The organism is Enterococcus sp. JNUCC 77, from assembly GCF_054819945.1.
Genome location: NZ_JBTHIG010000001.1, coordinates 1,076,788 through 1,100,997, shown reverse-complemented (window position 1 = coordinate 1,100,997; position 24,210 = coordinate 1,076,788). Strand labels below are relative to the sequence as shown.

Sequence of the window (24,210 nt, the reverse complement as noted above, 5' to 3'; positions counted from 1 at the left end):
GATTGGGTAGTTTTTTTACGCCTTTTTTTCTTATCAGCTTCATACTTCTTTCAAACTATTCTTTTATACTATTTTGTGAGGTGAAAAGTATGAGCTATCTTAACAATGTTGTATCTACGATAAAAAACCGTAAAGCAGAGGCCTCAATTCTTTTTCTAACTACCTTAACCTTACTGTTTTTACTAACCAGCGTCTTAATTATGAAATTAATATTGAATCAAATTGATCAAGCTAGCAATGTTCAATTATTTACAGCTAATGAATTATCAGAAATTCAAACCTTTTATTCCTTTTGGTTTTTTGTTTTCATTTTGTTAGGAAGCTTATTATTAGTGGTGATTTTCAGTATAAAATTATTAAAATCCCATCAAAAAAAGATGGATATGAGACTTTCAATATATACGACCGGGATTGAATTAATTTTCTGCATTCTTGCTGCTGCCCTGGCTTTAACAACTTTGTTCGCTCTATTTGAACCATTTTATGAAAAAATTCTACAAAATATTTATCAATATGGTTTAACTCAGTTTCATGATTTGCCAACATACGTACTTAGTAATGGAACAAGCGGCATTGCTTACTCAATAGATAACTCTCTTTCTTATAGTCTTTCTTCAGTTACTTTGTTAAACCTTTTTTTTAAATCCCTCGGTAAGACAGTAGGAATTTTATTGCTTTTTCTTTTGTTGCTCATTTCCGTTTATTCTTTTATCAATTACCAAAGAAAAAAGATAAAAGTTCGCTAATCACGAACATTTATCTTTTTTTCTGTTCTATTATTCAAATATTTCTTGAACTACCTCTAGTCCTTGCATATACTTTTAAAGTATTCGTTACTTAAACGATGCAATTATATAAAAGGAGCGTTTCATATAAATGGAAAAACTGTTTAAACTCAAGGAAAATGGTACAACTGTTTCCACTGAATTAATGGCGGGCGTTACTACATTTTTTGCGATGAGCTATATTTTATTTGTTAATCCAAGCATACTATCTTCAGCTGGTATGCCGTTTCAAGCAGTCTTTTTAGCAACAATTATTGCTTCAGTCATCGGAACTTTAGTCATGGGGTTATTTGCAAATGTTCCTTACGCGCAAGCACCAGGTATGGGCTTGAATGCTTTCTTCACTTACACAGTTGTCGCTGGTCTTGGTTATAGTTGGCAAGAAGCTTTGGCGATGGTTTTTATTTGTGGACTTATTAATATTTTAATTACAGTAACAAAAATTCGTAAAATGATTATTCGCGCTATTCCTGAAAGTATGCAACAAGCTATTGGCGGAGGAATTGGTATTTTTGTTGCCTACGTTGGTTTAAAAAATGCTGGGTTATTAGCCTTTTCTGCTACCGGAGCAGATGTAACAAGCAGCATCGTTACGGATAACCAAATTCAAAGTGTAGCAATGGGATCAGGTGTTGTTCCAGCTTTAGCTAACTTCAACAATGCACCAGTATTATTAGCGGTTTTAGGATTATTTATCACCATCATCTTAGTAATCAAAAAAGTTCGTGGCGCTATTTTAATTGGAATTATATTAACTACTTTATTAGGTATTCCTATGGGCGTTGTTCAATTTAGCAGCATCGATTGGCAAGCAAATTCCTTAAGTAGCTCAATTGGTGCATTAGGAACCACTTTTGGTGCAGCTTTTGGTGCAGAAGGACTTGGTTCACTATTTTCCGACAGTAGTAAATTGCCACAAGTTCTAATGACTATTTTAGCCTTCAGTTTATCTGATACTTTTGATACAATCGGAACTTTTATTGGTACTGGTCGTCGCACAGGTATCTTTTCTAAAGAAGATGAAATGGCCATTGAAAATGCAAATACATTGGGCTTTAAAACGAAAATGGATAAAGCATTATTTGCTGATGCAATTGCAACTTCAATCGGAGCAATCTTTGGGACATCTAATACAACAACTTATGTGGAATCAGCTGCCGGAATTGGTGCTGGTGGCCGAACAGGCTTAACTTCAGTTTTTGTAGCCATTCTATTTGCGCTAAGTAGTTTACTATCCCCAGTTATTGCTGTTGTACCCGCACAAGCTACTTCGTCCGCTTTAATTATTGTTGGTGTGATGATGTTGGCTTCATTTGCTGATATTAACTGGCTAGATTTAGAAGAAGCTATTCCAGCTTTCTTCGCAAGTATTTTTATGGGCTTATGTTATAGTATCTCTTACGGAATCGCAGCAGGCTTCATAACTTATACATTAATCAAAGTTATCAATTCTAAAAGAAAAGAAATTTCACCTGTTTTATGGGTGGTAGATGCATTGTTCATCGCAAACTTTGCAATTTTAGCTTTATTATAAGAAAAAAGGTTCGTAAGAAAATTATCTTACGAGCCTTTTTTAGTCATTATTTATTTCTTCATCTGGAAAACTTATAGTAAAGGTTGTTCCTTCGTTTAACGTACTTTCTACATCAACTGTCCCATTATGCAAACGAACTAGCTCTTGAACAATCGACAAACCCAAGCCAGATTCCCCATACTTAGTATTTTTCCTCGATGGATCAACTTTGTAATAACGATCCCAAATATTTTTTACTTGTTCTTCATTCATGCCAATTCCTGTATCAGCGATTTTTACAATCGTTTGCTTGTCTTTTTTGAACACGCTGACCCTGATTTCACCATCTTGAGTAAACTGAATCGCATTTTGCATAATGTTCACCATAACTTGAACAAAACGATCATAATCAGCGTAGATCGTAACAGGTTCTTGTGTTTCTAAAATCAATTGATCTCCTGCGGCTGCTGCTTTTTGTTCCAATTGTGTAACTAAGGTGCTCAACGTTTCTGTTGCATCGAATTTTTTAATTATAATGCTGATTTGATTGGTTCGGATTTTTTCATAATCCAAGTTTTCGTTAACCAAACGAATCAATCGAGCTGTCTCATTTTGCATTAGACTAATGGCTTTTGCCTTTTGATCTTCAGGGATAGCGTCATATTGCAATCCTTCCAACAGACCATTGATTGTGGTCAAAGGCGTTCGCATTTCATGAGAAGCATCCGCCATAAACTGTCGCCGTCGTTCCTCTTGCCTTTCAATTTCTTCATTTGATTCTTTTAAAGATTCCGTCATTGAATTAAAATCACTGGCCAAATCGTCAAACTCATCTTTCCCATGATCTGGAATTTGGATATCAAAGTTCCCTTTAGCAATTTCATCAGTAGCCGATCGAATACTCTTAATTCTTTTTAACTGTCGTGTAGCAAAGAAATAACTCACTATAATTGCTAAAATCGAAGCAATAATGAAACCTTTGAACAAATTACTGCGAATTGCGTTGATACTATTTTCAACATTAGTCGCTGGTTGACTGATTACTAATACTCCATAAAAACCACTTCCCTTTTTATTAAAGGAAACCATCGCATATGAAGTTGTCTGTGATTCGCCATACTCATTGTTTTCAGTGGTCATTTTTTGGCTTTCACCATTTTTTAACGCCTGCCATTGCTTACTGGAAATCAATTTGTCAGAAATTGTACTGGAACTTAATGGATACTGAATCTTACCGTTGGTATCGTAAAAAACTAAAGAAACACCTTCTTGATCTAAAGTTTGCTCCGTTAAGCTTAGAGCAGCTAAAAATTGTTCATCGTCGGTCAAACTGGAGAATTGAGACTCTTCACTTAGTTTTCGGCTCATCTGGTCAACTGCCTCTGCGTAACGAGCCAACTGATTATAATTATCTTGTTCCAAAGTTTGACGAGTAAACTGCGTGAAAGAAAAGCCTAATGTAATGACCATCAATAAGATAACTCCCGCAAAAGCCAATAACTGTTGGTAAAGATACTTCATTAGGCTACTCCAGAATCATCAAATTTGTAGCCCACTCCCCAAACAGTTTGAATTACTTGCGGGCCTACCTTTTCAATCTTTTGGCGCAATTTTTTAATATGGGCATCCACCGTCCGTTCATCACCAAAATATTGATAATCCCAAACCAATTCTAATAGTTGCTCACGAGTGAAAACTTGCCGTGGTTTTTTAGCCATCGTATACAATAAATCAAACTCTTTTGGCGTCAGCCCTTCCACCGGTTTATCTTCTAGATAAGCTTCCCGTGTTTTTAAATTCATTTTGAAGTGATCTGTCTGAATATCAAAAGAATTGTCAGATTGTTTTGCATCATCTTCTCCCTCAGAGCCTAATTCACTACGGCGGTGTAAAGCCTTAATCCGTGCAATCAAAGTCAACGGTGAAAATGGTTTTGTCACATAATCATCAGCACCCATTTCTAAACCGATTACTTGGTCACTCTCGGAATCTCTCGCAGTCAACATAATAATTGGCACACTGCTAGAGACTTTACGAATCTCACGACCGATTTCCATTCCATCCATTGTTGGTAAATTTAGATCCAAAGTAATCATGTCCCATTTTTCAGGATCAGCTAGAAAAGTATCCAGACCTTCCTTACCATCATATTTGAAAGTTGCTTCCCAGCCTTCATTTAAGAAAAACATTTGCATCATTTCTGAAACTGATTCATTATCTTCAATCATTAATATATTCATTTTTAATTCCTCACTTATCAAATTTTTACTTTTATAACCTTAGTATACTCTAAAAGCCGTTTATCAGCTATAAACTACTGAATTGTTTCGATAAGTATTTGGATTTTCTTCATGATTTGGTAGAATATAAGAAGAAAATGAGAAGGAGTGTCCAATATGTATCAAGCCATTGCTTTTTTTGATTTAGACGGTACTTTATTAAATGATCAATCAGAAGTTACACCTGAAATTAGCCAAACAATGCTTCACTTAAAAGAAAATAATATCTTACCAATTATTTCTACAGGTCGTTGTGAATTTGAAATACAGGCGATTAAAAAGGCCGCCCATATCGATGCTAGTATTACAATGAATGGTATGTATGGAATTTATGAAAATGATACGATATTTTCCAATAAAATTGACATCGCAACTTGTCAAAAAATGTTAGATTTCACACGCAAACTCAAACATGAAGTGGCTTTTTACTCTCATGAAACAATGTTTATTTCTGGCGTCAATCAATTGGTCAAAGACTCCTACCAATATTTTAACAATGTGGTTCCCCCCATTAAAACAGATGCTTTCTTAGAATATGAAACCAACATGCTTTTAGTATTGACTGATGAATTTGATGAACTTTATCATGAAGCTTTTGCCGATGAGTTAACTTTTTTCAGAAATGGACCCAAATGTATTGATGTTGTAAATAAGGGTATTTCAAAAGGAACCGCGATTGATGAAGTGAAAAACTTCCTACAACAAGATATCCCAACTTTTACCTTCGGCGACGGCTTAAATGATTTGCCTATGTTTGAATCTTCCGATTATCAAATTGCCATGGGAAATGCGCTACCTGAAGTCAAATCAGCCGCTAGTTTTATTTCCACTAAGAATACCGAGCACGGGATTATCAATGGTCTTAAACATTACGACTTGATTTAGTATTTAGATTGTACTTTTTTTATTGTAGTGATATAATAATTATTGCACTAAATTTGTCTTATCGGGGACGTTAAGGATTCGACAGGCATTGTTTGAGCTTGAGTTGCGCTTCGTAGGTTACGGCTACGTTAAAACGTTACAGTTAAATATAACTGCAAAAGATAACAACAATTCTTACGCTTTAGCTGCCTAAAAACAGTTAGCGTAGATCCTCCCGGTATCGCCCATGTGCTCGGGTAAGGGTCCTATTCTAAGTGGGATACGTTTTAACTTTCCGTCTGTAAGTTGAAAAAGAGATCATCAGACTAGCAAAGTTTGCGGCCTGTTATACGGCAGAAAACTAAGCGAATTTTAAATGGTATAACTATGAGCGTAGAGGCTTAAGTGGCAAAATGTTTGGACGCGGGTTCAATTCCCGCCGTCTCCATCTGTAGTTTTTCTAAGAGTTAAAACCTTGATTTAATAGGTTTTAGCTCTTTTTTTCTTAAATTTTACTGATTTGATACAAAAGGAAACCAGTACGTCAAATATCTTTGGAATATGAAGTTAAAAACTTCTACTATATTGAAATATGTACAAGGTGCCACCGATACAAGTCCTGGCAGAACTACTCCATATGTTCAAGAAAGTCTACACATATCAATTCTAACAAGTCCACCCTTGTTTTAAAGCAAGAATAAAAGTACCTCTTCCAGTGTTTGCACGATCAAATATTTTTTATATGGTTATTTCCTCATAACTTTACTTGCTATATCTAGTATCTTCCATATTAATAAAATAAAGCATCAATGAAATAGCTTTATCTTTCGATAACTCTATTTCTTCTCTTTAAGAATTTCCAATTCAACTCTTGCAAACCAATTTCATAATGTTTAGGATAAAATGCTTTTACATCCCAAATTATTGGAGAATAAACATTGCTCTAAAGATACTAAAAAGCCCAAAAATCGCTCCTAAAATAGCTTCGATTTTTGGACTTAGTATGATTGACGCAACTTTAATCGAAATAAATCATTAAAGAAGTGAATACCAACATAATCATTATAGCTAGTAACGTTGCAATTAAATCCATTAAGTCAGGAGATAATACATCGTAAGTGGGTAATCTTTTTTCAATCAATGAAGTTCTGATACCTTTTATTGAATGAAATTGATATACCTGCTTCAATTAATGAAGAGACATACACTTCAAATCTCAGTGTTGACCAACCATTAAAAGTTCAGTATGAACAAGAGTTAGATATTAAAAATCATGGTTATGGGCATCTAATCTAAGATTTGTCTTGAACTAGATTTTCTTCCATTGACACTGTAAAATGCTACCAGAAAAATCGCCTGTTTCTTTATGTGGATGTAATGAAATTTTTGATATTCTCATTTCACCTAAACGTTATTTAATGATATTTACATGGTGCTTGATATGTTCTTCAATAAAGGTTGCTATCATAAAGTAGCTATGGTCATACTCTTTTTCAATCTGGTAGGTTACACAAGTATGCGATTTTTTTGCCCCTGCTAAAAATGCTGCCTCATTCAATTGGATTTCATAAAAGTTATCTTTTGATCCTTGAGTAATCAGGATTGGAGAATTTTTAAATCCCGTTTTCTCAACTAATTTAGCTGCATCCCAGTTCTCCCAATTGCTTTGATCTGATCCCAAATAATTTTCAAAGGCTTTTTGTCCCCACGGTACATTCATGGGATTAGAAATTGGTGCAAAAGCTGAGATGGCTTGAAAGCGCTCAGGATTTTTAAGTCCAATCACTAAAGCGCCGTGTCCTCCCATGGAATGACCCATAATACTTTCTTGTCCTGAAAAATTCGGAACAAGACTATAGACAATCTCTGGTAATTCTTTAGTTAAGTAGTCATACATCTGATAGTGCCGTTTCCATGGCTCCTGTGTCGCATTAAGATAAAAACTAGCCCCTTGCCCTAAGTCCCAATCAGGGCTGTCTTCTTCGATTTTCCTCGGAGAAGTGTCAGGCATCACAAAAGCCACCCCATTTTCTGAGGCATACTTTTGAAATCCACTTTTTTGGCTAAAATTATCATCTGTACAAGTTAATCCCGCTAAAAACCAGATTAACGGTACAGCTTTCTGTTCTTCAGTTTTTTTTGGGATAAATAAGCTAAAAGTCATTTCACACTGCAAAATAGCAGATTCATGACTGTATTTTATTTGTTGTCCTCCAAAAGACTGATGTTGCTCTAATATTTTTAGACCTATTTGCTTATTCTCCATAGGTCAACATTGTCCGAATAGATTCTCCACGATGAAGTAAGTCTAATGATTGATTGATTTGAGAAAAGTTTAAATGATGGGTAATAAATGAATCTAGGTCAATCTCACCTTGCATAAAGTCTTCTACCATGCCAGGTAATTGCGTCCGTCCCTTGACCCCTCCAAAGGCTGAACCTTTCCAAACACGTCCCGTCACCAATTGGAATGGACGAGTATGAATTTCTTTACCTGCTCCTGCAACACCAATAATAATACTTTCTCCCCAACCTTTATGGCAAGCTTCTAAAGCAGAACGCATGACTTCAACATTACCGATACATTCAAAACTATAGTCTACGCCGCCGTTAGTCATCTCAACAAGAACTTCTTGAATCGGACGATTGTAATCAGCTGGATTAACAAAATCAGTTGCGCCCATTTTTTTCGCTAATTCCCACTTATCAGGATTCATGTCAATTGCAATGATTCTTTTAGCATTGGCTTTCTTTAAGCCTTGGATGACTGCTAAACCAATTGCTCCAAGTCCAAAAACTGCTGTGACTGCATCTTCTTCAACAGCTGCAGTATTTTTTACGGCCCCTAAACCAGTTGTCACGCCACAGCCAAGTAAACCCACTTTATCTAAAGGAGCTGCTTCATCAATTTTTACTAAATTGATTTCGTTGACTACTGTGTATTCGCTGAAAGTACTCGTTCCCATGTAATGATAAATTGGTTCTCCGTTGTAAGAAAATCTTGTGGTTCCATCAGGCATTAACCCTTTGCCTTGGGTTTCACGAACGGCTGAACATAGATTGGTTTTCCCAGATAAGCAAAATTCACATTCACCACATTCTGGTGTATATAAAGGAATAACGTGATCGCCAACTTTTACTGAGGTTACTTCGTCGCCAACTTTTACAACTACTCCCGCGCCTTCATGTCCTAAGACAACTGGAAAAACGCCTTCAGGATCATCACCTGATAAGGTAAAAGCATCTGTGTGACAAACAGACGTATACAAAATTTTAACCATGACTTCTTTTGCTTTTGGATCTGCTACATCAATTTCGACGATTTCAAGCGATTGCCCTGGGCTAAATGCTACTGCTGCTCTACTTTTCATTTATACTACCAACTTTCTTTTTTTTTAAATTTATTACTTATAGTTCGTAACAGTTAACAAGGTTGTATCTATTACTTAGATTACTATATCATCTCAAAAAGTCATTACAATACTGCTTTTTTTATCAGTATCTAATTTTTCTCGCCTATATCAACGTTTTAGTTCATTATTATTTTTTTTAATCTCAATTTAAGTACAAATTATTGTTTCATACTGATAAATTATTCAGTATTAATAAATTCAAATAATTAGATTTGCATGTGTAAATAAGCGGTAAATTATGCCATGAAAGACTTCTTGTTTTAATAAATCGAAGAAATTTCCCATCATCGATTTATCTAAACAGTTTTTTTTCGTGACATGCTTTGAAAAATATTGTGTTCTTTTAGTTTGTAACCCTAAGCTTTCATTTGATAGGTTCAATCTTGATCTGTGTGAAAAATGCGTGATAAAGACAGTCATTAGTTTTCTGGATTCTTTTCCCTAATCCTTCCATGACATCGTTGGCATTTTTTTTTTAGAAATACGCTAAGAAATAATTTCGTTATTATACATATCCATAAATGTTTCTAAATAGTAATTTTTTTAAGTATATTTCCTTTATTATCTGTTTCAAAATACTTAAATTCAGTCGTATCTATCGTAATTTTTTGATGACAAACACTAGTATAAAAATGACGATGCAGGCGATTTTTTCCGATTGGACCAATAGTTCCACGATAAGAAAGGTAAAAATAAGTGATTTTATAAAAATATATTATGATTCTTCTCATATTCGATTACTCATATAGCATAGATTAGGATAAAAAACTGTAAAATTGATCAATTATTAGCTATATTTTCTACTAAGATTAAGTATTAAGAACTATTCTCCAAAAAAAGACTCTCCAACTTTTGTAGTGACCCCAAATAGTTAGACTTTTTTGGAGTGGAGAAATCCACTCCTTTTTTCTTTGTTTTTACTGCTATTATATTTTAAGCTGCTTTCAATGCCGATTTTCTAAATTGCACCGGACTCTGCCAATTTAATTTTTTCTTCATACGTTCATGATTGTAGTAATAAATGTAATTATCAATTGCTTGTTTCAATTCCTCAAAGCTATGAAATTCTCGTCCATAATAAATTTCTTGTTTTAATAAACTAAAGAAATTCTCCATGATTGAATTATCCAAGCAGGTGCCCTTACGGGACATACTTTGAAATATTTTATGTTCTTTTAATTTATGATTGTATGCCTTCATTTGATAAGCCCAGCCTTGATCAGAATGAAAGGTTCGACGGTAGAGACAGTCTTTTGTTACTTGAATCGCTTCTTCCAATGCCTCCATGATCGCTAGTGCATTTGGCTTTTCAGAAATACGATAAGAAATAATCTCACTGCTGTACATATCTAAAAAGGGATCAAGATACAGTTTCTTTTCACGAATGGTCCCGGATTTGTCTAGTTCAAAATATTTTAGCTCTGTCGTATGTGTCGTAATCTTTTGATGACAAATGCTTGTGCAAAAGCGTCGATGAATTCGATTTTTCGTAACCGCACCGATCTTCCCACGATAAGAATGATAACGACGAGATTTCCTCGTGAATGAGCGGACCTCAATACCCAGTTTCCTAATCAAGCGTTGCACTTTCTTCTTGTTTACATGGAACCCACGATTACATAATTCCTTTGTTAGGCGCAAACAGCCATAATCCTTATGTTGGCTTCTTATCTTAAGTATTTCCTCTTCAATTTCTTGATCTGGATTTTGTCGATCAAACCGTTTTTGCCAATACATAAAGGTCGATTTAGGGAATTTCAAAGTTTCAAGAAGCTCAACTAATTTGAAGGATCCTCGGAGGCTGTCGATGATTCGTGCGATTGATTCTTTCGTCTTTGTTGGGCTTCCTGTTTTCGCAGCTTCCTCAATTCTTTTAAAAAAGCATTTTCAATCTGAAGAGAACGGACTTGTTTTTCTAATTCCTTGATGCGATCACGTTCTTCAAGGGTTGCTTTGTTTGCCTTTGGATTTTCTTTTTTCTTAGACAAAATCGGCGGACGTCCTTTCTTTTTTGAGAGTCCATCTACTCCTTCTGCACGAAAGGTTCTCATCCAATTGGCGATTAATGCAGGATTGTTTATCCCTAAATGATTCGCCACTTCACGATAGGACAACTCAGTTGTTTGATATAACTCTATCGCATCCATCTTGAATTGAACAGAATAACTTTGATTTTGTCTTTTACGAAGAAGCCCTTCTTCACCAAATTCTTGATAAGCATTGAGCCAATTTTTCATTTGATTTTCTGACTTCAACCCGTGTTTCTTAGATAAATAGGAGAAACCTCCTTTTCCGTCAAGATACTCTTGAAGGATTTTCAGTTTGAATTCAAAACTATATTTAACCATAAAAATACCGACCTCCAGAAGTTAGATTTTTGGTCTAACTTTTTGGGGTCGGTACATTTTTTACTGTTGAAGAGTCTTTTTTACTTATTAGAACTGATAAATTTTATTTCCTTCCCCATAAACACTTTCCCAGTCTAATTTAAATTGCTCAACACTGGAATCAGTCAATGGATGAGTCGCACTAGCTTTAAAAACATCATAACCAACAGCTACACCATATGCACCATTCATTGCAGCTTTTTCCACTTGTAAGGCATTTTTAAATGATGACCCCAAAACTTTAGTAGTCAAATTATTTTGACGAAAAGCTTTGACTGCATTTAATACTACTTGATCACCATCCGCTGAAATGTTACTTACACGATTCACATAGATTGCTACGTATGAGGCACCTGCATTAGCTGCTAATAACGCTTGATTAACATCAATAATCGCTGTTGCAGTAGTTTTAATCCCCAATTCCTTCAAAGTCATCATTGCTTGATAACCTGCTGTTGTCGCAGGAATCTTTACATATAGATTGCCTTTGATATTTTTTCTTAAAGCCTGTGCTTCTTTCACCATATCTTCGGCTTTAGTTGCGACTACTTGGATATGAAATTCTTTTTCTTCACCAATTAGTTTAGTGATTTGGGTTGTTAGCTCAAAAAATGGGACCTTTTTATTTTTTAAATCATTTTTGACAATCGTAGGGTTCATGGTCACACCTGCGATTGGATAGGTGCTAGCTGCTTCTTTGACAACCTCAACATCTGCTGCATCAATATAATAAATCATCTTTTTTCCTCCTATTTTAAGCAATTCCTAGTATTGATAAAATAATTCCAAAAGCAACGATACCAACCAAAACTAAGTTAAAACTGACTTTTTTATTCATTAAGTAGAAACAAAGTAAAGTAACCCCTAACGGCACCATACCCACTAAAATTTGATCTAAAATATCTTGTAGTTTAAACATCGTGTTACTACCGGCACTCCATTGTAACTTGGCAGTGAAGGTAACAATATTACTAGTCATCCCACCTACCATGATTAATCCTAAAGTGCTAGCAGCCTTGGTCATAATATGAATGACCCCACTAGAATAAATCTTTTCGATATACTTTGAACCTAATGTGTAACCTAAAAAAGTCCCATAGTAACGTGTGATAATTGACGGTATATTGTAAATTAATAAAAAGACCAGAGGTGCTAAAATATTGCCTTCATTTCCTAAACCAACAGCTACACCAGCAGCGATAATTCGTAAAACACCCCAGAAAATCGAGTCTCCTATTCCTGCCATTGGTCCCATTAAGCTTGATCTCACAGCATTAATAGAACTTTCATCAAAGTCTGGTTTTTCACTGTTTTCTTTTTCCATAGATGCTGCTAAGCCCATGATGAATGAAGAAAAGTTTCCCGTTGTGTTGAACCAGACAATGTTACGATACAAAGCTTCCTTTTTATCTTCAGCTTTTTTATAGAAGCGATTAATTGCAGGCATTAAAGCGTAAGCAAAACCGGCGCCACCGTTTTTTGCATAACTATATTGGGCGTATAAAGGAAACGAGCGCCAAAAGATCGAATGGATCATTTTTTTATCTTCTTTAGTTAATTCATTTTTTGATGTCATGCGAAAAAGTCCTCCTCATCGTCACCACCAACCGGTGCAGCTGTTTTTAAATTTTTTAATTCCAACATTTCTTTATCTCTCATGGCACCACTCACGGCAATGACTGTTCCAATAATTGCTAAAGCCACCAATGGTAGTTTTAAATAAGCGACCAAAGTGAATCCTAAGAAATAAAAGATGGCAATCTTCTTCTCCCATAACATCTTTAATAAAATTGCAAACCCAGCAGCCGGTAACAAGCCGCCACAGACAGCTAATCCATTCATAATTACATCTGGAATAGCGTCTACAAAAGTTTTGACTGGACCAGAACCTACTAAAACTGCCACAAATACAATGATTGAAAAAGATAAGAATTTCAAAGCCCATAAACTAAAGTGTAAGGCGATAATACTTTTTTCTTTACCCGCTTTTGCTAAGCGATCAAAAGGTTCAGCTGAAGCACTTAGTAAAATTGAAATTAATGTTTCCATCGCTCCAGCTAAAATCCCAATTGGTAATGCCAGAGTAAGAGCAACTTCTGGGCCATCGTTTAACATAATTGCGAAAGCTGTCCCAAAAACAGTTCCCACCGCTGGATTAACTGCTGCGGTACCACCAACATTAATCGCTCCCATAAAGACAGCTTCCAGTGAGGCACCGATTACGATTCCAGCATGTAAATCGCCTAATACTAAACCAACTAACGGCCCCACGACAATCGGTCGATCAATCATACTTTGTCCAGTCAACCAATTCCCGCCATAAGTTACAAACATGACCACAGCCAATAAAAATGCATTTAAGACCATCATTTTCTCCTCCAGTAATCTATAATTTATTATGAGATTTCAATAAATCTGCGGCTTTTTTAATCGGTTCATCAGGCAAGGTTTGTAAAATAATTTCATTGTCTGACGCGACTAAAGCTTTTAAATTTTCAAGTTCACTATCGCTAACTAAAACCGTTTTAGTTAAATTTAGTTTTCCAGCAATGTCTTCTCCATCAAAACGTCCGGCATTCGCGATATTGACTGTTAAGTTTGCTTCATTTAGTTCTTTGACTAAAGCCAAAGCATCTTTGATGGAGTTAACTAAAACAAAGATTCGCATTTTTTCAGCTTTAGGATTGTTCAATAACTGTACGGCGTCACTTAAGGATTTAATCGTTAATTTAACATTATAAGGTGCCACCATTTTTAAGGTCATTTGTTGGGTTTCGTTGTTTGCTGCGGCATCATTTGCTACTATGATGCCGTCCGCTTGTAATTTTTTGGTCCATAATAATGCGACTTGTCCATGAATTAAACGGTCATCTACTCTTACTGTTACAATCATTTTTATCTTCCTCTCTTAGAAAAATTCTTCTTCTGCTTGATATTCTGGTTCTACAACTTTTAATTCTTCCCGACAAGCTTCTACTAACTGTTTCGCTTTGTCTGGTGTTACTACATCCGGGCTTAATAAAATTTCTAAAATAATTGGTAAATTAAAACCCGTAATTAAAATGGCTTGATTTTTCTCTGTATGCTTAAAGAGCTGCTGATTCACACTACCGCCATATAGATCCGTGAAGACAATGACTTCATCAGTTGGCTGAAGGGTTTGAAAAAACGCTTCATACTGTAATGTAACGTCACTTTCATCGACGTAAGCATTAATCACTGTAACTTCTTCTCGTTCACCCACCAAAAGTTTCAAGCTACTATTGATGCCATCTGCGAAATAACCATGTGTTGCAATTAATATTTTTCTCATCTTAAAAACTCCTTTCATCTTATATACAGCAAGCGGCGTGCCAATTTTTTTCGACTGAAATAATCCTTGCAATTATAGGTTTTTCAGATACTTTTTTCAATCTGTCGAATTTTTTTGACACAAATACCACATCTGTCAAAGAAGTTAAGATTGGATTAGTTTATATAAAAGTTGCACTTCGTCTCGAGGCAAGTAAATATTATACTTGCGTTTAATATCGCTAAAAATTGAAGCCGTTAGTTGGTTGAATTGTTCCTCTTCCTCAGAAAATGCAATGCCTTCTTCTTGAATATCACTACTTCCAATTAATCGCTCTATCATAATTGCTATGTGCATCATCAAATTTAATCGCTTAAACATCTCAAAGTTGGCATCATAGTAATTTTCATAAAAAGAAACAATCTGCTCCACATCTTGAATCACAATCTGAGGATTTAGAATCGTTAAACTATTAGAAATACTTTCAATTGAGAAAAAGCGAACCAAAGTATCTTTTAATTCAATAAATTGTTCTGGTAATACAGCATTTCTCAGTCCTTTTTTCAATATTTCTGTACCTTTTGGTTCCAAAATATCGGAAATTTTTAGAGTTGGAATTTCACTTTGTAATCGGACTTCTGAAGTAGTGATCACTAACCGCGTATTTTCTAAAAAATGATCTTGTGGCTCTGCCTTAGTTAAACGTTCGTTGTCGATGGTAATTACCGAGAGTTTATTAGGATCTACGAAAGTCTTAATGACCTCTGCTAATTTTTCAGCAATCCCTAAGCCAGAAATACAAGAAACGACGATATTTTCCCCTTTTGATAATCCTTCATAATATTGCACTTCACTGTGATAGCCTTGACTAGCTGCTGAAACAATATCGGAAAAACTTCCCCCAGCTGACAACCGCGTGCCAATATCTAAGCCCATCATGGTATTCACATTATTAATAATTAATAACTCACCTTCTAAATAAGTCTTAATTTCACTGAACAATTTTCTCAATGACCCCATATCAACCAGTAAAATAAAACCATTAGTTGTATCCACTTCATTAACAAATTGTCGAACACTTCTAACAATTTCAGGTACTGAAGATTCAATCGGCATATCTATAGCTTCAAAGACAAAATCCCCAGTTAAATAATTAACTACAGCTGCCATACTACTGGCAGTACTGGAACCATGAGTAACGATTAGTGCCGGTACCTGAACCTTAGTTTGCCAGTAATTTTTTAAGACAAAACTATAGAAAACTTCCAGACAACTTTCATTTGCAGGTTTAAAACTAGCTAAATTTTGAATGATTTTTTTGGCTAAGTAGTTTTCTTTTTTTAAATATTGGTGGACCGTTTCTTGAGCATTTTTTATAAGTGCTTCATCTAAAGGTTTCATTTCTTGGAGGTATTGATAGATACTTAAAAAAATGAATTGTTCTTCTTTAGAAAACTTTACGCCCGTTTGTTTTTCTAACTTGTCTAGTTGACCAAAGAAATTGCGGTTATTCCTTATTGATATGTCTGTTTTCTGTAGGGTCTCGTTTAACTCTTGCCCCATCTGCTTTACAATTTTGTTGATTTTAGTAGATAGCAAACTAAAAATATGTTGATTAAAGCCATTCGTATTAAAAAATTGAATATCTTCCCAAAATGACTCAATCAATTCCCGTGAATAAGGTAAAATGACCTTTTCAGATTGATTTGGATTGCGACTATATGAAATTAATAAATCATCAAAGATATATTTCTCTTGCGGTGAGGTATCGGTAATTGTTGGAAAATATTCCCTTTTGATGACTAATTGCTTCTCATTTTTGTTTTCATGCCAAGCGTTAGCACAACTAATCTTAATTAGATTTTTTAATCGCCCGATATTTCCTTTGTACTTAGAAAAGGCTAAAAAATCTAATACATCACTGATTATTAAAATATCTTTTTTTAATGAAACAACTTCATTTTGATAAAAACGTTGAATCAAATTTAGGCGTTCTTCAAAAGGTCGTTGATTGAAGTCCGGCAAGCTAATACTCACTGGAATACGTCGCCGAAAAGTATCTAATAATACTTCGTCATTGTTTTCCGTCGTAGCAAAAATAAATCGCAGATCTGCTCTTTTTAACTCTCCTTTGTCTCCGAGTGGTCGATAGATACCTTGATCCATTAATAAAAACAGTTTTTCTTGATTTTCATAACTTAAACGATGAACTTCATCTAAAAATAAAATCCCGCCATCTGCATCATTAATTAAACCTGCACGATCTTGGTCGGCTCCCGTGAAACTGCCCTTTTTATATCCAAACAAAGTTGCCGATAACAACTCAGGATTATTGGCATAGTCGGCACAGTTTAATACTACAAACGGTGCTTGAGGCATTAATAATTCTTTTTTCAAGCAATAATCAGGAATCAAACCAGCGAGATAGCTTTTCCCCACCCCACTTTTCCCATTAATAATAATAGGCAACCCTTTTGGTGGATATTCTACTGCTGCCTGACATTGCTGAATTTCATTAACTAGGCTACTATTTGAACCAATAAATGCTTCAAATGGATTATCGTTGCTTATTCCATCTCTGATTTCACTAATCCATTTCACCGGCTTACCTGAAATTTTAGTTACTTTTCCAGCTTCTAATAAGTTATTTAAATAATGACTAGCAGAATTCCTTTTAATGCCTAATGAATCTGCTAAAGCTTGAGTTGTTATTGTTGTTTTTTGAGTATCTTCTAACGATTTTAAACGGGCTAAAACTTTTTCTTCTGCGGTTTCACGCATGACTGTTTCCCCCAATATGTAAAATTTTCTCTTAAAGAAAATACGTGACATCTTTTTATGTCACGTATTCTTTAAATTATTTAGTTTTTCTTTCAGCAGCACTCAATGACTTACCATCGGAAATTTCTAAATCAGCAAGTACCCCATTGATATTCGCTAAATCGTCTTCACTTAAATTCCAGTCAAAAGTATTTGTATTTTCTTTAGCTTCTTCAGTGTTCCGAACACCGGTAATGGCTGTTGAAACAAAGTGTTGTGTAGTGCTCCAGTTTAAAGCAATTTGCGCTAACGGTTTTTGATATTTTTCAGCTAACTCATCTAAGTAATCCAATAGTTTCATAATTTTTGAAAATTTTGGTTCATGATAGTAATCATAGAAAGTCAGGCGTACATCGTCTGGTGACCAATCAGGTTTCTGACGAATTGCCCCTGTTAAAATACCCGAACCTAAGGAACCATATGTCATTGTGCCGATTCCTTGTTCTTCACACCATATCAAGAGTGATTTGTCATCTTCTTTTACCATGCTAAATGGCAATTGAACAAAATCTATACTACCAAATTCTTGTGCTGCTTCAATTCCGGCTTGATCAAAATTAGACACACCACTGAAACGAATTTTACCGGCTGCTTTCAAATCATTTAAAGCTCGCATGGTTTCCGCAATTGGCGTATTCGGATCTGGCCAGTGAATGATATAAATATCAATCATATCTGTGCCCAAGCGTTCCAAAGATTGTTGGCACTCTGCCAATACATTTTCATAGGTATTATTATTAATTACACTACCATCTGGCGCATAACTAACCCCAAATTTTGTCGCAACTAAAACTTTTTCACGATAACCATCTTTTAAGGCTTGTCCTACTACAACTTCTGAATGGCCGTCTGCATAAATTGGCGCTGTATCAATCAAGTTAACGCCTTGATCGATCATTTCACGAATGGCTGCTACTGAGGCTTGGTCATTTACTTCGCCCCACATTTGTCCACCGATTGCCCAAGTACCGACAGCTAATTCTGAAATCTCTACATCTAGTTTTTCAATATTTTTATATCTCATTTTTTCACCCACTTGATTTTTTATGATGCGATTGTTTTATTTCCAATTTCATTTTCAACCCCGCCTAACATGGCAATCACTGAACCAGTGACCGAACCAATCACAACACTAGGAATCACATGGAGTGGATCGCTGGTAACAAAAGGAATTGCTCCTTCAGTAATCCCAAATAATCCCATGATAAAAGTAGCTTTGCCGGCGTTTTGTTCTTTACTATCAAACTTTTTAGCAAAAAGAATCGACGCTAAACCAGTACTAAGGGGTGGAATCGAAATCGCAACAGCAGCCACACCCATAATTTCATAGTTGCCTTCTGCAATTAAACCTGAGGCAAATAAAAATGCCGTCTTATTAAAGGGTCCACCAACATCAACTGAAATCATCAATCCGATAATGGCTGCCAGCAGTAACTTACTATTTCCTTGTAGAGACTGTAACCAATTGGTTAAACTTTCAAAAAATGATGAGACGGGCACGCCCACGATGTAAATAAAAACTAATCCCACTATCAACGTCGCAATTAATGGAATAAAAATTACTGGCATAACCGGCGCAATAATTTCAGGAATTTTTATCCGCGATAGTAAACGAACCAATAAGCCTGCCAATAACCCTGCAATGATGCCGCCAATAAAACCGGTATTGTTTTCAGAACCATAAAAACTACCATCAACTGCAATAAATCCACCGACAAATCCAGGAGCTAACGCCGCATTTCCACCAATAAAATGACCGATATAAGAAGCTAAAATCGGAACCATCAAACTCATCGAGGCACTACCAATTTTAAATATTTCATTCCAAATTGAACCTTCCTCAAAAACGAAACCATTTGCCGTAGCGGTTCCACCTAAGGAAAGAGAAACTGCAATCAATAGACCACCTGTTACGATGAAAGGAATCATATAAGAAACGCCGTTCATGATGGCATCATAAAATAATCGACCATTTAGTTTTTGCTGAGATTCTTCCTGGTTAGCTAAGGTTTCTTCCGTTAAAAATTTAGCGATAACTTTGTCGGGTTGTGTTAAAATTTCAGTTGCCGTCACATGTAAAATCGCTTTTCCCAAAAGTTCGCTTTTCTTTTGTTTTTGCTGGCCAACGACTAAAATTGTGTCCACCTGTTGCAGTTTTTCGTTAGCAATAAAATCACTTAGCGAAACGGACGGATCCTCAAAAAATTCAACTGACATCGACATTCTCTTAACTTCAGTCATTAAGGCTTCTTCAATTGCTTCTTGATTATTTACATTATTTTCAAAAATTACAGCTAATTTCACCAAATAAACTCACTTCCTTTTAGGATTCAGTTTTATTTCAAGAATTTTTTATAATCGCCTACTAATAAATATTTCACTGGTTCATTTTCCTCAATTTCTGGGAACCGACCAACTGTTTTTAAGAAACGGTTATCAGTTGCATCGTCATTCGTTTTTGAAACTTCTCCCACTAAAACTTGGCCTTGACCATCTTCACCCCAGAATGAATGATACTGATACGGTTTTAAGGTGATACTTTCTCCAGGAGTTAAACGAACCGTAGTGCCAGCTGGAACTTGGTAGGTTCTGCCATCGCTATAAACGGTCACTGGTGTATCCGCCAATGCTTCATCTGCGGTTGCATTATAGAGTTGAATCATTAAGTTTCCGCCTCCACGGTTGATAATGTCTTCCATCTTATTCCAGTGGAAATGGTGAGGAGTTACTTGATTTTCTTTAACAATCATAATTTTTTCAGCATAATCTTTGTCATAGCGTTCGTCTTCTAAATTCCCGTTTCGAACAGTAAATAAAAACAATCCTTCTTTTTCATAATCACCACTGCCAACGTCAGTAATATCCCATCCCATTTGGTTGTCTTTAATTTCATCGTATTCTGGACCTTTCTGTTGCCAATCTTCCATTGTCCAAAAGGCAAAAGGTGGTAATTTGTAATTTTGCTCATCAAAAAACTGGATACCCTCTTCGATAATTTGATTGATTTCTGATCTTTTCATACTAAATTCCTCCTATAAAAGTTTAATTTTCCAAGTACTTTGATAGCTACTATTGGTCGGTAATGAAATAAGATTTTCTTGTTCGGCAATGTTTTCGATAATATTTTTTCTTGATGGCAAAGAAGACCAAGGCTCAACACATAAATAAGGCGCTTTCAATTTTGGCATATGCCACAGACCTAAATAATCAAAGTCGCCAAATTCAATTTCCAAGCCCACAGAATCTTTATCGGTTTTTAACTGCACTTTATTGCCCGTATTTTTTAAAACAACTGCATCTTGATCAAAAAGTTGATGGTGTAGCACTAATTTATGTTGGTGGTCTAACTCTTGAAAAAGTTCGTCACCTTCCTCGACAAAACCATCAACGGTCATAGCCACTTTTTCTGGTATTGTCGACTGTTCAAATTGCACATAATAATCTTCAAAAGTTAAACCTGGTTGCAAAGGCACATTGAAAGCTGGATGGCCACCAATCCCAAAATACATTGTTTCTTGGGATAAGTTGTTGACTTCATAAGTCGTTTCCAGACTTTCTCCTACTAATCTGCGGTAAATTTTCAGTTCAAAATCAAAAGGAAATTGTTTTTTTGTTTCTTGAGTAATTTTCAATGATAAAATCAAACATTCATCCGTCTGAGTCACCACCTCTAACTCACTCGTCCATAAAAATCCATGAATGGGTAAATGATAGTCTTTGTTTTGATAAACAAAGGTTTCGTTAGTTAACCGTGCAATATAAGGGAAGATATTCACATCATTTTCTTCCCAAAAGTTGGGATCTCTTTGCCAGATACACTCGACGCCTGCCTGATTTTTTAAAGAGCGCAAAAGCCCACCCTTTGTATCAATTTCAGCAGTTAAATATTGATTTTTTATTGTGAAATTGATTGCTCTCACCCCTTTTGATAAATTGGCCGAATTCCAGCGGATGCGCCTTTTGCTTGTAAAGACAATGCTGCTATTTGATTACCAAAAGACATTGCCTCTGCTAAAGTTTGATCGTTATGGGCACTGTATAAAACACCGGCACAAAAGGCATCACCAGCTCCGATTTTGTCAGCAATTTTTTCTGGTGGTAATATATCTACTTCAACACTGAAAAACTGATTGTCTTCATTTAGGCCAAAGACTTTTTCTGGTGAATGAATAACTACCCAGTCTTTGACGCCCATTTCTTTAATTGTCTGAAGGACTGCTTGACACTTTTCTTCAATTAATTTGCCATTCTCATCTTTTAATTGAATACCAGTAGCTTGCTCTGCTTCCAATTCATTGATGGTACAGTAGTTGGTATATTTCATAGCCGCTTTAAATAAGACAGGATAATTCTCAGGAAAACTGCTCACGACATCTACTGAAGTTTTAATCCCATTTTCTTGTGCTTGACTCAAAACTTTTGCTAGTTCTGTACCATAAGTTTCATTCAATTGATCTAAACCAGACAGCATCGCTAAATAACCAATATGGAAAATTTTGCTATCAATTTTTTCAAAATTAAATGAATCCGCTTTTAGTTCGCGATTGGCACCTTCGTAAGTAAAAAACGTTCTCTCTTTATGGCCTTGATTACTCATCACAAAGGTATAACCGGTGACATCTTCCATACCAACTTCGGCTTGATTAATGTTTGCGTATTTTGCAAAAGTTTCTTGCACGAATTGACCGTTAACATCATTGCCAATCTTTCCAATCGCTTGTAGTGGAAGTCCTGGATCTAGTCTAGCCAAATCCACAATCACATTACACAGAGCTCCGCCCGTCGATTTTCCTTGTAATGAATTAATCGTTGCCAACTCTCCTTCGTTGGGATAATTGTCAATTTCAAAAATTTCATCTACGATAATATTTCCAGCAACAGTGATTCCGTTCTTCATATGCGCTCCTCCAAATTATTTTTGGTTTAAGCTTTGCCTGCTGAACCAAAAACTTCGATTTTTTCCATAATATTTTCTTTTACAAAGTTTTGAACCTGGACATCGATGTCGGTCAAATAGGCTTCTTCGTTTTCTTGTAAGAAAGTCCGTAATTTATTGGTAACATCGTAGGCCATCGTTGAATAATAATTAATTTTGTTAATCCCGTTGGCGATTGATTGCCGATATTCTTCATCTGATAAACCTGAGCCGCCGTGCATCACTAAAGGAATACCCACTTGTTCTTTAATCTCTTTAATTCGATCAAAGTTAAGATTTGGTTTCCCACGGTAAAGACCATGGACAGTTCCAAAAGCAATCGCTAAAGCATCTACTTGAGTTTCCTCAACGAAAATCTTTGCTTCGTCTGGATTCGTAAAGCTGTCAGTCATCTCGTTATAATCTAAACGACCGCTGCCATCCTCAGCATTCATCACACCAAGTTCGCCTTCAACAGTTAACCCTAAACAATGGGCGATTTTGACAACTTCCTGAACCTTGGCGATGTTTTCTTTTAAAGGTAAGGTTGAAGTATCTACCATAACAGAAGAGAAACCTAATTTCACGGCTTTCATGATTGTTTCAAAATTAACGCCGTGATCTAAATGAACCACCACTGGTACACTGGATTGTTTAGCCAAATGCAAATACATATTTGCCACAGTTTCAATGCTAATATATTCATCATGCACTTCAGCAAATTGTAAAATCACTGGTGAATGTAATTCTTCAGCTGCCGCTACAATACCTCTTGCTGTATTTAAATCTGTCGCATTAAAAGCACCCACTGCATATTTTTCTTCATTGGCTTTCGTTAAAACATCCTTCAAATTTGCTAATACCATAACTAACTCCTCCAATAACATTGATTTGATAAACCAACTTTACCAAGCTTAGAAAACGGTATCAATAGTTGTCAAATAACATGAAAAATTGTCAAAAAAATTGACAGAAAACTTATGTTATACTGTTGAAAATAAAAAGGAGCCTGATTATGAATACTGATCGTCAAGAATTAATCTTAGCTGTTTTAAGAAAAAAGAAAAAAATGACTATTCTCGCCTTGGCTCGCGCTGTCAATTATAGTGAAAGTACTGTTCGCCGTGACATTCGTTACATGGAAAAAATAAATCTGGTGAAACAAGAAAAGGGCTCCGTCAGTTTTATCAAAGATAAACTAAAGGAATCCCCTTTTGAATTTAAAGTGCGCACGAATAAAGACCGTAAGCGTCAAATTGGCAAAATTGCGGTAGATTTTATTGAAGATTACAACACGATTTTTCTAGATGCCAGTACAACTGCTCTTTATTTAGCAAAGCATCTGGGTACTTTTGAAAATCTAAGAATCTTTACCACCAACTTAGAAACTGCTAGCTTATTAGAAAAAAGAACCAAAAATGATGTCTATATGTTAGGTGGTTACGTAAAAAATGGCGTAACAAATGGGTTAGAAACTTTTAAACAACTCAGTGGAATAAATTTTGATGTGGCTTTTATTTCCAGTGGGGCAATTTCTGCTGATCAAGGTTTATCTGAAAATGAAGAAACTGAAGCTTTATTAAAGCAAAGAATTCGCGAAAATACTAACGAATTAATAGGAATTATCGACTCTAGTAAGTTTAATAAGTTTTACACTTTTAATAGTTTACAGTTGAGTAATTTGGATTATCTAATTAGCGATGAAAAACCAGATACACATTTTACCGAAGTATTAGAAAAAATTCAATTAGATTTATTCTACTAAAAAACCAAACTATCATTATTGACAGTTTGGTTTTTTGTTTGTTTTGATAGTTTTGCAATAAATATGCTTCGACTCCTTTACACCAAAGGCCTTGATTATTTTTTTAAATTTCAGCAAGGTGCTTCTTCAGTTATTTTTGTGCCAAACTGATTGAACGATTCATCATCAAATTTTGAA

20 protein-coding genes, 1 other RNA gene and 2 pseudogenes are annotated in these 24,210 nt (G+C 35.4%); 5 read left to right on the top strand and 18 right to left on the bottom strand.

Annotated elements, in window-relative coordinates; translation table 11 throughout:
- Positions 1–212: 212 nt before the first annotated feature.
- On the top strand, positions 213–746 hold the full coding sequence (locus ACVWNY_RS05515) for a hypothetical protein (protein WP_438720214.1): 534 nt from the start codon (positions 213–215) through the stop codon (positions 744–746).
- A 130-nt stretch (positions 747–876) separates the two neighbouring features.
- A complete protein-coding gene (locus ACVWNY_RS05510; protein WP_454071815.1) occupies positions 877–2,319 on the top strand; it encodes an NCS2 family permease in 1,443 nt (480 codons plus the stop codon).
- Positions 2,320–2,358: 39 nt separating this feature from the next.
- Here ACVWNY_RS05510 and ACVWNY_RS05505 read toward each other — a convergent pair whose 3' ends face one another.
- Positions 2,359–3,819 (bottom strand): ATP-binding protein, encoded by a 1,461-nt coding sequence (locus tag ACVWNY_RS05505; RefSeq protein ID WP_454071814.1) that lies wholly within the window; start codon positions 3,817–3,819, stop codon positions 2,359–2,361.
- Positions 3,819–4,538, bottom strand: coding sequence for a winged helix-turn-helix domain-containing protein (locus ACVWNY_RS05500; protein WP_438720217.1), 720 nt, complete (start codon positions 4,536–4,538; stop codon positions 3,819–3,821). The genes ACVWNY_RS05505 and ACVWNY_RS05500 overlap by 1 nt, the downstream gene beginning before the upstream one ends.
- A gap of 156 nt (positions 4,539–4,694) precedes the next feature.
- Between ACVWNY_RS05500 and ACVWNY_RS05495 the strand changes: the two genes are divergently transcribed.
- Positions 4,695–5,462 carry a Cof-type HAD-IIB family hydrolase gene (locus ACVWNY_RS05495; RefSeq protein WP_454071813.1) on the top strand — a complete coding sequence of 256 codons (768 nt, stop codon included), beginning with the start codon at positions 4,695–4,697 and terminating at the stop codon, positions 5,460–5,462.
- A 63-nt stretch (positions 5,463–5,525) separates the two neighbouring features.
- Positions 5,526–5,892: a transfer-messenger RNA gene (ssrA, locus tag ACVWNY_RS05490) on the top strand.
- Between the two features lie 960 nt (positions 5,893–6,852).
- Here ssrA and fghA read toward each other — a convergent pair.
- The 16 genes and pseudogenes from fghA to ACVWNY_RS05410 form a co-directional block, all read right to left on the bottom strand.
- Positions 6,853–7,692 carry an S-formylglutathione hydrolase gene (gene fghA / locus ACVWNY_RS05485; protein WP_218327677.1) on the bottom strand — a complete coding sequence of 280 codons (840 nt, stop codon included), beginning with the start codon at positions 7,690–7,692 and terminating at the stop codon, positions 6,853–6,855.
- A 4-nt stretch (positions 7,693–7,696) separates the two neighbouring features.
- Entirely contained in the window at positions 7,697–8,812 is a 1,116-nt protein-coding gene (locus ACVWNY_RS05480; RefSeq protein ID WP_218327645.1) for an S-(hydroxymethyl)glutathione dehydrogenase/class III alcohol dehydrogenase, read from the bottom strand.
- Positions 8,813–9,076: 264 nt separating this feature from the next.
- Positions 9,077–9,543, bottom strand: a pseudogene (locus ACVWNY_RS05475) (DDE-type integrase/transposase/recombinase); the annotation flags it as partial.
- A 244-nt stretch (positions 9,544–9,787) separates the two neighbouring features.
- Positions 9,788–11,202, bottom strand: a pseudogene (locus tag ACVWNY_RS05470) (IS3 family transposase).
- Positions 11,203–11,289: 87 nt separating this feature from the next.
- On the bottom strand, positions 11,290–11,979 hold the full coding sequence (locus tag ACVWNY_RS05465) for a transaldolase family protein (RefSeq protein WP_218324804.1): 690 nt from the start codon (positions 11,977–11,979) through the stop codon (positions 11,290–11,292).
- 16 nt (positions 11,980–11,995) lie between these two features.
- A complete protein-coding gene (locus ACVWNY_RS05460; RefSeq protein WP_218324803.1) occupies positions 11,996–12,817 on the bottom strand; it encodes a PTS system mannose/fructose/sorbose family transporter subunit IID in 822 nt (273 codons plus the stop codon).
- On the bottom strand, positions 12,814–13,611 hold the full coding sequence (locus tag ACVWNY_RS05455) for a PTS mannose/fructose/sorbose/N-acetylgalactosamine transporter subunit IIC (protein ID WP_461211725.1): 798 nt from the start codon (positions 13,609–13,611) through the stop codon (positions 12,814–12,816). Before ACVWNY_RS05455 ends, ACVWNY_RS05460 begins: the two co-directional genes overlap by 4 nt.
- A gap of 16 nt (positions 13,612–13,627) precedes the next feature.
- The gene (locus ACVWNY_RS05450) at positions 13,628–14,134 is read right to left on the bottom strand and encodes a PTS sugar transporter subunit IIB (RefSeq protein ID WP_454071811.1); all 507 of its coding nucleotides are present in this window, start codon (positions 14,132–14,134) and stop codon (positions 13,628–13,630) included.
- Between the two features lie 15 nt (positions 14,135–14,149).
- A complete protein-coding gene (locus ACVWNY_RS05445) occupies positions 14,150–14,554 on the bottom strand; it encodes a PTS sugar transporter subunit IIA (protein ID WP_454071810.1) in 405 nt (134 codons plus the stop codon).
- Positions 14,555–14,698: 144 nt separating this feature from the next.
- On the bottom strand, positions 14,699–17,314 hold the full coding sequence (locus ACVWNY_RS05440; protein WP_454071809.1) for a sigma 54-interacting transcriptional regulator: 2,616 nt from the start codon (positions 17,312–17,314) through the stop codon (positions 14,699–14,701).
- Between the two features lie 76 nt (positions 17,315–17,390).
- A complete protein-coding gene (locus ACVWNY_RS05435; protein ID WP_218324798.1) occupies positions 17,391–18,377 on the bottom strand; it encodes an aldo/keto reductase in 987 nt (328 codons plus the stop codon).
- A gap of 20 nt (positions 18,378–18,397) precedes the next feature.
- Entirely contained in the window at positions 18,398–19,657 is a 1,260-nt protein-coding gene (locus ACVWNY_RS05430; protein WP_454071808.1) for a PTS fructose transporter subunit IIC, read from the bottom strand.
- A gap of 32 nt (positions 19,658–19,689) precedes the next feature.
- Complete coding sequence (locus ACVWNY_RS05425; RefSeq protein WP_218324796.1) at positions 19,690–20,373, bottom strand: D-lyxose/D-mannose family sugar isomerase; 684 nt, start codon at positions 20,371–20,373, stop codon at positions 19,690–19,692.
- Positions 20,374–20,385: 12 nt separating this feature from the next.
- The gene (locus ACVWNY_RS05420) at positions 20,386–21,273 is read right to left on the bottom strand and encodes an aldose 1-epimerase family protein (RefSeq protein WP_454071807.1); all 888 of its coding nucleotides are present in this window, start codon (positions 21,271–21,273) and stop codon (positions 20,386–20,388) included.
- On the bottom strand, positions 21,270–22,250 hold the full coding sequence (locus ACVWNY_RS05415; RefSeq protein ID WP_218324794.1) for a carbohydrate kinase family protein: 981 nt from the start codon (positions 22,248–22,250) through the stop codon (positions 21,270–21,272). Before ACVWNY_RS05415 ends, ACVWNY_RS05420 begins: the two co-directional genes overlap by 4 nt.
- 26 nt (positions 22,251–22,276) lie before the next feature.
- Complete coding sequence (locus ACVWNY_RS05410; RefSeq protein ID WP_454071806.1) at positions 22,277–23,134, bottom strand: class II fructose-bisphosphate aldolase; 858 nt, start codon at positions 23,132–23,134, stop codon at positions 22,277–22,279.
- A 149-nt stretch (positions 23,135–23,283) separates the two neighbouring features.
- On the opposite strand from ACVWNY_RS05410, the gene ACVWNY_RS05405 reads away from it, so the two are divergent.
- Positions 23,284–24,033 (top strand): DeoR/GlpR family DNA-binding transcription regulator, encoded by a 750-nt coding sequence (locus ACVWNY_RS05405; RefSeq protein WP_218324792.1) that lies wholly within the window; start codon positions 23,284–23,286, stop codon positions 24,031–24,033.
- The last annotated feature ends 177 nt before the right edge of the window (positions 24,034–24,210 follow it).